This is a genomic window from Pseudomonas sp. 1D4 (assembly GCF_001728925.1).
GTDB lineage: Bacteria > Pseudomonadota > Gammaproteobacteria > Pseudomonadales > Pseudomonadaceae > Metapseudomonas > Metapseudomonas otitidis.
Genome location: NZ_LXJQ01000034.1, coordinates 53,421 through 67,041, shown reverse-complemented (window position 1 = coordinate 67,041; position 13,621 = coordinate 53,421). Strand labels below are relative to the sequence as shown.

General features: G+C 59.2%; 10 protein-coding genes and 1 other RNA gene. 7 read left to right on the top strand and 4 right to left on the bottom strand.

The genetic code is table 11. The features are described 5' to 3' along the window. The 4 genes from A7D27_RS17560 to A7D27_RS17545 form a co-directional block, all read left to right on the top strand. On the top strand, positions 1–2,303 hold a 2,303-nt coding region (locus tag A7D27_RS17560), incomplete at its 5' end, for a DNA methyltransferase (protein WP_069565581.1). A 10-nt stretch (positions 2,304–2,313) separates the two neighbouring features. Continuing rightward, on the top strand, positions 2,314–5,199 hold the full coding sequence (locus A7D27_RS17555; protein ID WP_069565580.1) for a BPTD_3080 family restriction endonuclease: 2,886 nt from the start codon (positions 2,314–2,316) through the stop codon (positions 5,197–5,199). 970 nt (positions 5,200–6,169) lie between these two features. Further along, positions 6,170–6,991, top strand: a complete 822-nt coding sequence (locus tag A7D27_RS17550; RefSeq protein ID WP_177343740.1) for an antA/AntB antirepressor family protein — start codon at positions 6,170–6,172, stop codon at positions 6,989–6,991. Positions 6,992–7,133: 142 nt separating this feature from the next. Further along, the gene (locus A7D27_RS17545; RefSeq protein ID WP_042930201.1) at positions 7,134–7,322 is read left to right on the top strand and encodes a hypothetical protein; all 189 of its coding nucleotides are present in this window, start codon (positions 7,134–7,136) and stop codon (positions 7,320–7,322) included. A 71-nt stretch (positions 7,323–7,393) separates the two neighbouring features. On the opposite strand, the gene A7D27_RS17540 is transcribed toward A7D27_RS17545, so the two are convergent. Then, positions 7,394–7,795: a MarR family winged helix-turn-helix transcriptional regulator gene (locus A7D27_RS17540; protein WP_069565579.1), complete on the bottom strand. Its 402-nt coding sequence runs from the start codon at positions 7,793–7,795 to the stop codon at positions 7,394–7,396. 386 nt (positions 7,796–8,181) lie between these two features. On the opposite strand from A7D27_RS17540, the gene A7D27_RS17535 reads away from it, so the two are divergent. Then, positions 8,182–8,382 (top strand): hypothetical protein, encoded by a 201-nt coding sequence (locus tag A7D27_RS17535; protein ID WP_069565578.1) that lies wholly within the window; start codon positions 8,182–8,184, stop codon positions 8,380–8,382. Between the two features lie 91 nt (positions 8,383–8,473). After that, entirely contained in the window at positions 8,474–9,079 is a 606-nt protein-coding gene (locus A7D27_RS27310; RefSeq protein WP_256557179.1) for a Rha family transcriptional regulator, read from the top strand. Here the strand turns inward: A7D27_RS27310 and A7D27_RS17520 are convergent. After that, a complete protein-coding gene (locus tag A7D27_RS17520; RefSeq protein WP_069565575.1) occupies positions 8,968–10,413 on the bottom strand; it encodes a site-specific integrase in 1,446 nt (481 codons plus the stop codon). The genes A7D27_RS27310 and A7D27_RS17520 overlap by 112 nt on opposite strands. A gap of 79 nt (positions 10,414–10,492) precedes the next feature. After that, an RNA gene (gene ffs, locus A7D27_RS17515) (signal recognition particle sRNA small type) lies at positions 10,493–10,589 on the bottom strand. Positions 10,590–10,911: 322 nt separating this feature from the next. Here ffs and A7D27_RS17510 point away from each other — a divergent pair. After that, entirely contained in the window at positions 10,912–11,193 is a 282-nt protein-coding gene (locus tag A7D27_RS17510; RefSeq protein ID WP_044412796.1) for an HU family DNA-binding protein, read from the top strand. 46 nt (positions 11,194–11,239) lie between these two features. Here the strand turns inward: A7D27_RS17510 and ligA are convergent, their stop codons facing one another. Next, positions 11,240–13,612, bottom strand: coding sequence for an NAD-dependent DNA ligase LigA (gene ligA / locus A7D27_RS17505; protein ID WP_069565574.1), 2,373 nt, complete (start codon positions 13,610–13,612; stop codon positions 11,240–11,242). Positions 13,613–13,621 lie beyond the last annotated feature (9 nt).

Sequence of the window (13,621 nt, the reverse complement as noted above, 5' to 3'; positions counted from 1 at the left end):
ACGGCATCAAGTATGGCTCCAACTTCCAGCCGTTTGTGGGCAAGCGGGATGTGAAGGATCGCAACGATGCGGATCTCACCCAGGAACCGGAGATGATCAAGGCATTCCGTGATACTTGGGAGCTGGGCATTCATTCGTACCTTACGTATTTGCGGGATCGCTTGCTGTTGGCCAGAGAGTTGCTCCATGAGACTGGCAGCGTGTTTGTGCAGATTTCTGACGATAACCTCCATCATGTGCGAGAAATTATGGATGAGGTCTTCGGAGCTGAAAACTTCGTTTCCCAGATTTCGTTCACTAAAGCTGCGGGGGGGCTTCAGGCTTCAAATAGAATTGGCGCAATTCTTGATTATATTGTTTGGTACGCACGCGACATCTCAAAGGTTAAGTTTAATCGCCTCTTTTATAAGAAGGGCGCGCCTCTTGATGAGGGCTATACAACAGTGAGCCTTGCGGGAGGGTATTTTAAGACGGCCAGAGATCTGAATATAACTGCCCCCCATGAAGTACCTGATGGTGCTCACTTAGCAATGTCGGTATTGATGACAAAGCCTGGGCCGGGAGCAAAATTCGAAACCGAATACTGTGGCGTTACTTATAACCCGGGAAATCGTTGGTGGGGGACAACGCCAGAAGGGCTTGAGCGAGTAAAGAAGTCTCTCCGAGCGATTCCCACCAAGTCATCAATTCGGCTAGCTGTACGTTTTGACGACTTTCCTTATAGCGGTTACCAAAACCTATGGTCGGGTTTGGGTGGTGCCGCGAATCCTATTTACGTTGTTCAAACCAACGCGGAAGTTGTAGAGCGCTGTCTTCTAATGACTACCGATCCTGGCGACCTTGTGTTCGACCCAACCTGTGGCTCTGGAACCACGGCCTTCGTTGCCGAAAAGCGGGGTCGGCGCTGGATAACATGTGATACCTCTCGCGTTGCCGTTACCTTAGCCAAACAGCGCCTAATGACTGCCAGCTACAACTATTTCGAGCTAAAGTATCCTCACGAAGGCTTAAAAGGGGGGTTCATTTACAAAACTGTCCCGCACGTTACTCTCAAGTCTATCGCCAACAATCCGGACATCGATAAGATCTATGAGCGTATGCACCCGGCGATTGAGAAGGCACTGCAAGCGCTCAATAAAGAATTAATTATTAAGCCACCAAAAATTGAATATCAGGTCACCGACGGCGTACGTAAAGGCAGCAAGCTAAATTTTTTTAAAGGTGAATCATTTCTCGAGTGGGAAGTTCCCTTTCAAGCACCTGACGATTGGTTAGAAACAGCCAAAGCGTTATTGGTTGAGTTCCATAAGGCCCGCCAAGCGATGCAAAATCAAATGGATGCGTCTATTGACTCCCACGCTGATCAGGAAGTTCTCTACGACCAACCGTCGATTGCCAAGAACAAACTGCGTATCACTGGCCCCTTCACCGTAGAAGCAGTCCCATTCCCCAGTGTTAAGGCGCTGGATGAAGCCTCTGGCCCCGATGAAGCTGATGTCAGTATTGCCCGTACCGGCGAATCTGGACGTCAGCACCAGTGGCTGGCCGAGCTGCTGAAGACAGGCATCCGGGGCAAGGGTGGCCAGATTCTCAAGTTCGCCGATCTGGAACCACTGCCGTTCGACAAGGACATGCAGAGCCTCCACGCCTCTGGTCATCTCGACAGTGGTGAGCGTGTGGTCGTCAGCTTCGGCCCGGAACACGCCGCCCTGGAGCAGCGTCAGGTAGCCAATGCCCTTAACGAGGCGGGCAATCTGTTCCCGCTGCCGAAAATGGTGGTGTTCTGTGCCTTCACCTTCGACCCCGAAGCAGCCAAAGACATCGACGCCATCAAGGGCATCACTGCGCTCAAGGCCCAGATGAATACCGATCTTCTCACCGAGGATCTGAGAAAGGCCCGTAGCAGCAACCAGAGCTTCTGGCTGATGGGTCAGCCTGATGTCGAGGTACGCCAACTCAAGGATGGTCGTTTTGAGGTGGAGGTGCATGGCTTCGACTACTTCGATACCGCCAAGGGCGAGCTGGTTTCCGGTGGAAAGAGCAAGATCGCCATGTGGTCGCTGGATACCGATTACGACGAGCGCAGCCTGTTCCCCCATCAGGTGTTCTTCCCGATGGCGGGCAAAGGCGAAGGCTGGGAGAAACTCAAGAAGAACATCCGTGCCGAGCTGGACGAGTCGCGTCTTCATAAGTTCCACGGCACAGTCAGCCTACCGTTCGAGGCGGGAGAAAACCGCAAAATCGCCGTCAAGATCGTCGATGATCGCGGCATCGAGTCGCTGAAAGTCATTGCGCTGAATTGAGAGGGACATCATGAGCAAAGCCCAGTCCCTGATCATCAGTTCGCCCTTCGAGCGCCCCACCCACCACTGGCAACGCAAGAGCGACAACAAGCTGCAGCTGATGACCGGACGTCGTCCTGCGGGTTACGAGATTTTCGACACCCGAGCTAACACGGTTCGGGCTGTTCAACTCGACCTGGTCAATCGCATCCGTGAGCGTGTTGATGCGTGGCGTGATGCTGATTATCCCGGCGTTACCTCGGTCACCCGCAAGCTGCTTGAACACTGGTACGACCAGGAAAGCAACCGAGCCTATGCCTTCTACTTCTGCCAGTTGGAAGCCATCGAGACGCTGATCTGGCACGTCGAGGCTCCGGCAGACTTCAAGCAGGGTATTGCCATTCCTGGGGATGGTGGAGCCTGGGAGCGCCTGTGCAACAAGATGGCGACCGGCAGTGGCAAGACCACGGTGATGGCGATGATCATCACCTGGCAGGTGCTGAATGCCCTCACCTATCCGAAGCGCAACAAGGACTTCTCCCGCGCCATCTTCATCGTTGCGCCTGGCCTTACGGTCAAAGAACGTCTACAGATCCTCCAGCCGGGACACCCGGATAACTACTACGATGCCTTCTCTCTGTGCCCCAACGAGGCAATGCGACAGAAGCTGAATCAGGCTGAGTTGTTGATCGAAAACTGGCACACCCTGATGCCCTTGAAGGAGCAGGATCGCTCCGTGGTCAAAAAGGGAGCCGAGAGCGATGAGGCGTATGTCAGGCGAATCCTGGGCAAGCTGGCGGGCTACAAGGATCTGGTCATCATCAATGACGAGGCGCACCACGCCTATCGCAAGCCCGCAGAGATCAAGGTCAGCAAGAAGGACGCCGAGGAGCTGGGTATTGACCTCGAAGAGGCCACTCGCTGGATCGAGGGGCTGGATCGCATCCACAAGATGCGCCGGGTCATCCGCTGCTTCGATCTGTCAGCAACTCCCTTCGCGCCAACAGGCAAGACCAGTACTGAGTCTGCCCTATTCGAGTGGGTGGTATCCGACTTCGGCCTGAACGATGCCATCGAGGCCGGACTGGTGAAGACGCCCCGAGTGGTCGTCCGCGACAATGCCCTACCCAATGCCCAGACCTACAAGTCCAAGCTCTATCACCTCTACCGTGAACCGGACGTTGCCGATGATCTGAACCGTCGAGGTGCAGAGCCGCATGAGGCACTGCCGCAGATCGTACAAGAGGCATACACCCTGCTGGGGGCTGACTGGCGTGAGGCGCTCAAGGCATGGCAGGAAAGCGGTCACGTCTCTCCCCCGGTGATGCTCACGGTGTGCAACCGCACTGAGACCGCTGCCAGGGTTGAGCACTACTTTCGTCATGGCGATGCCTATTGGCCGGAGTTGAAGGCCCCCGAGCGTACGTTGCGGGTGGATTCAAAGGTGCTGCAGAAAGCCGAGATCGGTGAGACAGCAACAAGCAACAAGCAGTACGAGGCTGTCCTGCAGGAGATCCTAGAGGCTGCGAAAATCCCCGAGTCGAAGAAGGCCGAGCTGCGGCCCCTGAAGAAGGAGCAGTTGCTGCGAGCCATCATCGACAACGTAGGCAAGCGCAACACGGCGGGCCAGGATCTGCAGAACGTCATCTCGGTAGCGATGCTCTCCGAGGGCTGGGATGCCAAGAACGTCACCCACATCATGGGGCTGCGGGCTTTCACCAGCCAGTTGCTCTGTGAGCAGGTGATCGGTCGTGGTCTGCGTCGGGTCTCCTACGACACCGAGAGGGTGCTGTGCCCGGATGGGATCGAGCGGGATCTGTTCGTCCCGGAGTACGTCAACGTCTTCGGTGTCCCACTGTCGATCTTCCAAGACACGGATGAGTCTGATCTCGGGGGACGGCAGCCACCTAAACCCAGTACCCAGATCGAGTCCCTGAAGGAGCGCAGCGAGCTGGAGATCAGTTGGCCCAACGTGTTGCGGGTGGATGTCACTGTGCAGCCGCAGTTGGTCGTGGACTGGTCACTGGTTTCTCCGCTGAAGCTGAACCCAGCAGAGATCCATATCACCGCTGATCTTGCTCCTGCTCTGGGTGGTGCCGCCGACCTGTCGAAGGCGGTATCAATCGACCTGGAGAAGCTGCCGGAGGAGTTCCGTCTGCAGCGGCTGTTGTTCGTAGCTGCCCGTAAGGCATTCGCCACTATGCAGCAGGGTTTCACCGGGAGCCGAGAGATCCTGATCCAGCAACTTATCCGGCTGGTGGAGGAGCTCTTCAACTCGGATCGGCTGGAGATCCCCTCGCTGTTTCATCAAGACCCGCTCCGCAAGCGCATCCTGATCGCCTTGTCCATCGACCGGATCGTGGCCCATGTGGTCACTCACGTTCAGCAGCAGAACTGCGAGCGGCTGGAGCCGGTGTTTGACAGCGAGTTCCCCATTGGCTCCACCCGGCTGATGCGTACTTGGTACTCGACCAAGCCATGCCTGGGTACGGTCAAGTCCCAAATCAGCCATGTGGTGGCCGACAGCACTTGGGAGGCTTACACCGCCAATGTGCTGGAGAAGCGCAAGGAAGTGGAGTCCTTCGCCAAGAACGACCACCTCGGGTTCAACATCTATTACCTCTGGCGGGGCAGCAAGCGGAGGTTCGTGCCGGACTTCCTCATCAAACTGGCCAACGGCAAGCAGCTGGTGCTGGAGATCAAAGGCGAGGACTCAGAGCAGAACCGAGCCAAGCGGATGGCCCTTGATGCCTGGGTGAGGGCAGTGAACTCCCGTGGCGGCTTCGGTACTTGGTGCTGGGACGTGGTGAAGGGCGAGCCAGCAGGTGTCGATGACGTGATCGTTTACCACAGCAGCGATGCTACGCACTCGGAGCCAATCGGCGAGGGGCTGCTGGACAAGCTCATGATCGCTTGAACCTTGTGAGGAGCTGGTAAAAACCCCTGCCAGCTTCTCACGCGCCGTGCAAGATCGATGCACGTTCGACGAAGATCGATTAACACACAGTTATGGAGAGGAGAAAGCGCAGTCTCGCACGTTCGATCCTCAACCATGACGCTCGATCATCACCGCCGCAAACCGCCGGAGGAACGGATCGAGCCAGGGAAAGGCAAGAGCCCAGCGAGGCGACCGCCGAGTACCTACTGCTACTTTGAGCTTCAGGCGTACAGCCCCTCTCACTGCCCCGACCAATCGGCCAGCAGTCACGGGTGATGACGAACCTGACATAGCTGGCTGGGAGGTGATGGCACCCAGTCGAGGCTGGCTACCTGCGATGACTCGCGGGGTGTAGCGGTGGATGGCGAAGCCACTCTAAGAGTGTCTTTGAGCTGTCCTCTATCCATGGTCATTACCATCAATCCATCAATGAAGAACCAAGCAACGAGACAGCATCAAGTCTGTCTTGCGGAGGACACTGGCAGGTGCTCTTCAAGCTGCACCGCAAGTTGCTCTTGATGCCTCCCCGATTCTGCTGACACAGGATCGATGATCACCGATAACTATGTTGTCAGTAACCATCCCCGTCAGTGGTTGTCTGCAAGCCCAAGACCCTCTGTCAGCCCACCTCCTGCTCATCTTCATGTACCTCCAGATGACTCCGCCCAGGAGTCTCCCCATTCGCCTCTGTCATCCATCAGCCCTGGCCTCAGCACAGTAGCGACCTAGGCAACCACTGCTGCCCAGGCTTTGGCCCATGGATGGCATCCAGGCACAGGGGAACTCCTGGGCAAGTCACCAAGCATCAACCCTGCATCCCTTGCAGATCCCCTCAAACCCAGCCCGTTTTGTCCAGCCGTCCGAGCCGTCCGTGTTTCCCTTGTAGATGGGAGCTGGTGGCATGGATGGAAGGGACTCTGACGGCTGAACAAAAAGGAACATCTACGCCATGAAAAGCAAACGAACTGGCAAGTCCTTCAACTACACCCCGGCTGATTGTCCGAAGCATGTGATGCTGACTCTCGGTTTCACTGAGGAACAGACTACGAGGATGACCAAGGTTCGCCGCATCCTCCCGTTCGTTGAAAGCAGAACTGCACCCTGCATTGATGCCCGCAAGTTGTGGGAGAACATCGGCAAGCCCGAGGGGAAGTTCGCAAACTGGGTAACTCGCGGAGCTTCAGCCATATTTCACAGATTCGGGAAAAATGGGGAAGTCCTAGAGCACCAGACTCCGACAGGCAAGCGCCCTCGCACTGACTACACCCTCAGCCGCGACTGTGCTGCACATCTAGCGATGACGGCAAACACTAACGAGGGTTTCTTCGTGCGTGACTACTTCCTCGATATGGAGGAACTCGGAAACAAGCTCCTGAGGTACACGCCGATCCGTGGCTCCATGATCACCACCATCGACAACCAAGTGGCCCATCAGGCATTCGTGGTTGCTGGTAACAAGGTCAAGGCTGGTGAGCTACCGAAGAGCCTGGTCAAGCAGGAAGCCTTCAATACCCAGAAGACCCTCATGTCGCTGGTATGCAGGGTGATGACTGGTCTCTCTGCAGGTGAATGGAGGGCCAAGGTAGGTAAAGGCATCCGTGATGTACTCTGCCCAGAAGACCTAAACCAGTACGCCCGAGCCTACGACTCCGCCCTGACCATGTTGGCTGGCGGCCTGACGCTGTCGCAGATCGAGGCAGTACTGAACCTGCCTTACGGAAACAGCGTCGACCCGAGCGACTACATCAAGACCCAAGCGGAGGTAGCCTGATGCGTCTGCCTGAACTGATCTTCCTGGGTGCCCTGCTGCTCTGGCCTTTGGTTCCCCTGGTTTACCTGCTGTGCATCGCCTGGCAGACAGACTTCAAGCTGGTAGCTAGATCCAAGCAGAGGACCTCAGAAGGGTCTCGCTCATGAAGAGCATCGCCAGCGAAGTGAAGAAGGCCAGGAGTCGGAGAGCTTCGGGCTTGGCTACGACTGCCGGAGGCACCGCCCAACATCCGCTGCTGAGCGAGATCCTGGCCGCAGACAAACGCAGATGGAAAGCAGCCCAGCAGATGAACCTTCCGGTGCTCCGGCTGGCACCAACAAGCAGCGACTAACAGAACCCCCATCACCCTTCGCCTGGGCAACCAGGGAGCCGACCTATCGGCTCGGTGCTGGGGGTTATTTTTTACCTTACAGCCTTCGAGAACGAAGACAGGCGAACAGGGTTCATCACCGCCTCGGTCAGGGAGACGGCCAGTTGCTGCCCCTTTTCGGTCAACTGCACGATTTTCCTGCGGCGCTCCATCGGATCTGGCGATGCCACTATTAATCCGAGTCCTGGCTTTTCGAGCCGATGCCACTCAGACAAGGCCGACACGTTCCTTGAGCAAGACGCTTGGGTCATCCCGAGACTCTTCTGCAGATCCGTCATCGTGCAGCCTGGGTAGATCGCCGAATAGAGAAACAATGCAGCACTTTGTGATGGCATCTCTGGGTCAACAGCACGGAACTCCTCAATCGCTTTGAAAAGCTGGACAAGGGTATACCGATCATAAGCCAGGCCGTGTTTGCTGAATGTGGTTTCCATGTGTGTCACGCTCCGTCCTTACCGAAATAGAAACCAGAGCTATTCCAGGCCAACTCAAAGCACCTCGGCACTCGGACATACACGTCGCCGATGAATAAGCAAAGGCGTGCCTTGCCAATAGAGATGCTGAAGCCAAATTGATTGCCGGTCATTGGCCGAAACCTCCGCTTCATTTGTCGTGTTCGCTACAGATAGCAGACCGTATCGGGGCGCTTCAACGTTCTCACTTTCGCGTTATTTCCACTGCAGAATCAATTGCATAACTGAATAGTTGGCCGCGCCAGTCTTTATCGAGGCGGCAGCGGCATCGTGTCCCAACCAGCCAGTCCAACTAACCGCGCGCGCATAGTTCGCCTCTCGCTCTTGCCTCCCGACGAGAGGCCCGCATGATCCAGCTCAACAAGATCCTCAAGTCCTTCAAGAAGACCATCGACCAGCTCGAACAACTGACCGCCACCAACAACATCGAGGTCAGCCGCAACACCGAGCAGATCGACCGACTGCAGGAGAAGAACCTGATCCTGATCGCAGAATCCCAGGCTGCCAAGGAGACCGCCGAGAACCTGAAAGCCCTGATCGGTCACTGACCTTTTTCCACGATCACGGAAAAACCCTCACTACCAGCGAACACCCATAGCCCGCCTCTGAGCGGGCTTCGTCTTTTCTGGAGGACAGAACATGAGCAACGCACTGGTCACCAAGCCGGTAACCATGAGCAGCCGCGAGATCGCAGAGCTGACCGGGAAGCAGCATTTCCATGTGAAGCGCGACATCGAAAACATGCTCTCCGAGCTGGGAAAAGATCCATCCAGTTTTGGATGCATCTACCTCGACACCCGCAATCGAAAACAGGAGGAGTATCACCTCCCGCGCCGCGAGGTCGAGATCCTGCTGACCGGCTACAGCATCCCGCTCCGCGCCAAGGTCATCGACCGTCTGCATGAACTGGAGGAGCAAGCCAAGGGCGCAGCCTTCCGTGTCCCGCAGTCCCTACCCGAAGCCTTGCGTCTGGCTGCCGAGCTGGCCGAGAAGAACGAGCAGCTCGCCCTGGAGAACCAGGAGATGGCACCGAAGGCTGTCGTCTTCGACAACTGCGTGGCGCTGCGTCAGGAGTCCCTGGCCACCTTCGTGCGTACCCTGAAAGGCGTCAACACGATGGCCATCATCACCGATCACCGCATCCAATCCACAGCATCAAAGTCTATTGCCTCCACCACCGGGGCCAGCACTTCCGGCCTGAAGTCCTTTCCGTACCGACTGAACGTGATCCCGCCGCTCTGGTGACCAAGAATTCCGCCAACCAACGATTCGACTATTCCCTTCTGCTTCAAGTGATCAGCAAGCGTGTGGCGGAAGCTGTGAAAGTCCTTGCGCTCTGCCCCATCACGGAAGCCCAACTGATCACGAACCCGAGTGAACCATTTGGAGGGAGCCGCAGCGTAGCCATGCGCCTTGTGCAAGGTCAGCTCCGCGAAGAGACGGTGATGACCAGCCTCCCGCTGCGCCTGGACGAACTCAAGGAATCCCAGCGCTTTCAACTTCGAGTGGATCGGCACGAGCCGTTCCGAGGTGATGGTTTTCAGCTTCTGATCGGGCCTAGTTGCCCGGATGTGGAGGCAGTCGATTCCATTGATGCGGACCACATCATCCAGATAGAGCTGACATAGCTCATTGAGTCTCGCCCCGGTGTACAGGCCGAGCAACGGCAGCCAGTACTTGTGTGGCTGAGCCGATTTGGCCGATGCGTAAACCTGCTTCGAGAACAGACGACGCAGGTCGTCCTCAGTGAAAACGCTGCGCTCCTCGCTGACCTTGCCTCGCTGTCTGACTCGAAGCCCATCGAACGGGTTGCGCTCGCAGTAGCCTTCACGGATGGCGTAGGAGAAGAAGGTCGTCAGATTCTTCACGTAGTTGTTGAACGTGGTGAGGCTGATCGTGGTGGTGGCAGTCTCGATGATCTGCTCCAGCGATTGCCCCTCGGGAAGCTGATTCATCCTCGGCGGCAGCTTGAGTGCCACCTCTCGGAACTTGCGGGCATCCTGGCGCGTGATGAGATCGACCGGCAAATCACCCACGATCCGAGTCATCAGCTCAGCCACGGAACGCTTGTCGGATAGCGTCTTCGCAGCCACGCCTTCATGTGACTGCTGCTCCAGGCACTCCTGAACCACCCTAGAGAAGCGTGGAGCGTTGCTTGGCGCATCCGCTATCAACCTATCTGGCTGCTCCTGTTTGGCTCTTGAAGGGGCGCTGCGGGGCTTCTGTGGCCCTCTAACCCTGCGTCCCTGCTCCTGATCCATAGGCTTTTCCGCAAGCGCAACCAACTGCTGCTGACGGAGCCATACAGCCCAACTAGCAACTCGCTTACCGCCCGCCTCCCAGGCACCACGTAGAGAGTCGAGGGATGGCCGAATGCCTCGGAACGCCTCGGTGTAGAGCTGCTGAACCTGCAGAAGCAATTCGCGGCCACGGATCAGCGCTTCGCGCTTGCAGCGTGTCTGCAGCGAACGGCGGATCTCGGAACAAGGGAAAAGCGGACGCAGAACTCCAGGCACCACGATTCTGAAATAGAAGATCGAGTGTCGGGATAACCAGAGGTAAGAAGGTACAGAAGACACGGTGGATCACCCTATGGATCACTGGCGTGATCAGAGCGAAAAACCGTTAGAAATCAAGGAGATACGTTATGGAGGTGAACCCTACCAGCCACACCCCGGCACTCGATTTCACCGCTGCGGCTGCTCCCTTCCGGGCCTGACCGGGTTCACGGCTGATCAATGCGGGGGGACCGGCAGGGCCACCATAACGCAGCTCGCCAGATCGGCGAGCCGCGCCATTGTACTGGCTCTTGGCAAACTTACAACCGCTGAAATCACTTTTCCTGACAAGCACTTGCGCTCAGCCCCGGAAGCGGCTCACGCTGCCGCGCCTTGAAAACGAAGTACACGTAGGCGCGCCCACGGGCGAACGGATGACACGAAAGAGTGGCAAGGGGTACCAACAGCGGCCTGCACCAGTGCAACCCGACTCCCTGCAACGCGTGGGAAATCGATCTGTGCTAGCGTGCCCCCGCCCCGCTTAGGGCCGGGCACCTTCATCTTCATCGGAGCACTCCCATGGCACTCACCAAAGACCAACTCATCGCTGACATCGCCGACGCCACCGACGCCACCCGCGCCACCGTGCGCGCCGTGCTGGAGCAACTGAGCGAGATCGTCAGCGACTCGCTGGAGAACGGCGATGAGATCACCCTGCCGGGCATCGGCAAGCTCAAGGTCAGCGAACGACCGGCGCGCACCGGCCGCAACCCGCAGACCGGCAAGAGCATCGAGATCGCCGCGAAGAAGGTGGTCAAGCTGGTACCGGCCAAGGCCCTGACCGACGCCATCAACGGCTGATACGAAAAGGCCGAGCATCGAGCCCGGCCTTTTCATGTGTGGCACCTCAGACGGCGCCGAGGGCCTTCAGCTCGGCGAGGAATTGCTCCTCGTCCAGCACCCGCAACCCCAATTCGGTGGCCTTGGCCAGCTTGGAGCCAGCCCCCGGCCCGGCGACCACGCAGTGGGTACGCGCCGACACCGAACCCGCCACCTTGGCCCCCAGGGCTTCCAGCTTGTCCTTGGCCTGGTCGCGGCTCATGGCCTCCAGCGTGCCGGTCAGCACCCAGGTCTGCCCGGCCAGGGGCAGCCCTTCCACCGCCTTGCGCTCGCACGACCAGTGCATGCCGAACTCCAGCAGTTGCGCCTCGATGCGCAGGGCGTGCTCGCGATTGGCCGGCTCGTCGAAGAAGTCGCGCAGGGAGCGGGCGGCCTTTTCGTTGAGGCGCTCCACCTGGCGCAGGTCCAGCCAGTCGGCCTGGATCACGCCCTGCAGGCTGCCGAAGCGGGCCGCCAGCTTCTCGGCGCCGGTGGTGGCGATGCCGGGGATGTTCAGCTTGTCGATGAAGCCACCCAGGGAGGCACAGGCGGTGAATTCGGCACTGACGTCGCCTTCGTCCTGCAGGATGACGCCGCGGGCCAGCAGGTCGGCAATCACCTGGCGGTTGTGGTCGTCGCCGAAGAAGTTGTGGATCTCCGACGCCACTTCCAGCCCCACGTCGGGCAGGTAGGTCAGCACTTCCGGCAGGGCCTGTTCCAGGCGCTTCAGCGAGCCGAGGGCGCGGGCCAGCAGCTTGGCGGTCTCTTCACCGACATCGGGAATGCCGAGGGCGAAGATGAAGCGCGCCAGGGTCGGCTTGGCGCTGTCCTGGATCGCCGCCAGCAGGTTGCGGGTCGAGAGGTCGGCGAAGCCCTCCAGCTCCACCACCTGCTCGTAGGTGAGGGTGTAGAGGTCGGCGGGCGACGCCACCAGACCGGTGTCCACCAGTTGCTCGACGATCTTGTCGCCCAGGCCATCGATATCCATGGCGCGGCGGGAGGCGAAGTGGATGATCGCCTGCTTGAGCTGGGCGCCGCAGGCCAGGCGGCCGACGCAGCGGTACACCGAGCCTTCGCTGGTGGTGGCCTTGCCCTTGGCACGCTTGACCAGTTGGGTGCGCTCGACAGCGGAGCCGCACACTGGGCACTGCTCCGGTACGTGCACCGGACGGGCATCCGCAGGACGGCGCTCGGCCACCACCTGCATGACCTGGGGAATCACGTCGCCAGCGCGGCGGATGATGACGGTGTCGCCGATCATCAGGCCCAGGCGGGCGACTTCGTCCATGTTGTGCAGGGTGGCGTTGGCGACGGTGACGCCCGCCACCTTGACCGGCTTGAGGCGCGCTACGGGCGTCACCGCGCCGGTACGGCCGACCTGGAACTCGACATCCAGCAGCTCGGTCAGCTCCTCCTGGGCGGGGAACTTGTGGGCGATGGCCCAGTGCGGGGTGCGGGCACGGAAGCCCAGTTGCTGCTGGTCCTCCAGGGTGTTGACCTTGAACACCACGCCGTCGATGTCGTAGGGCAGCGCCATGCGCCGCTGGCCGATATCGCGGTAGTAGTCCAGGCAGGCCTCGACGCCCTTGGCGAGGCGCAGCTCACGGCTGATGGGAATGCCCCAGCCCTTGAGGCGCTCCAGCATGCCCACCTGGGTGGGGGCCAGTTCGGTGCTGACCTGACCGATGCCGTAGCAGCAGAACTCCAGCGGGCGGCTGGCGGTGATCTTCGGGTCCAGCTGGCGCAAACTGCCGGCGGCGGCGTTGCGCGGGTTGGCGAAGGTCTTGCCGCCGCTCTCGGCCTGGCGGGCGTTGAGTTCCTCGAAACCGGCCTTGGGCATGTACACCTCGCCGCGCACTTCCAGCACCTGCGGCCAGCCTTCGCCCTTCAGCTTGAGCGGTACGTTGCGGATGGTGCGCACGTTGGCGCTGATGTCCTCGCCGGTGGTGCCGTCACCGCGCGTCGCGCCGCGCTCCAGCACGCCGTTGCGGTACAGCAGGCTGACGGCCAGGCCGTCGAGCTTCGGTTCGCAACTGTATTCCACGGCTGCTCCACCGCCGAAGAGGTCGCCGCCGGACAGGCCGAGACCACTCTGCACGCTGCGATCGAAGGCGAGAAGGTCCTCCTCCTCGAAGGCGTTGCCCAGGCTGAGCATGGGCACTTCGTGGCGCACTTCGCCGAAGGCGCTGAGGGCCTCGCCGCCGACACGTTGAGTGGGCGAATCGGGGGTGACCAGTTCCGGGTGCTCGGCCTCCAGGGCCTGCAGCTCGCGGAACAGGCGGTCGTACTCGGCGTCGGGCACGCTGGGCTCGTCGAGGACGTAATAGCGGTAGTTGTGCTCATCCAGTTCGGCACGCAGTGCCTGGATGCGCTGGGCGGCATTGCCTGAGGTGTCGTTCATGATGCGGGG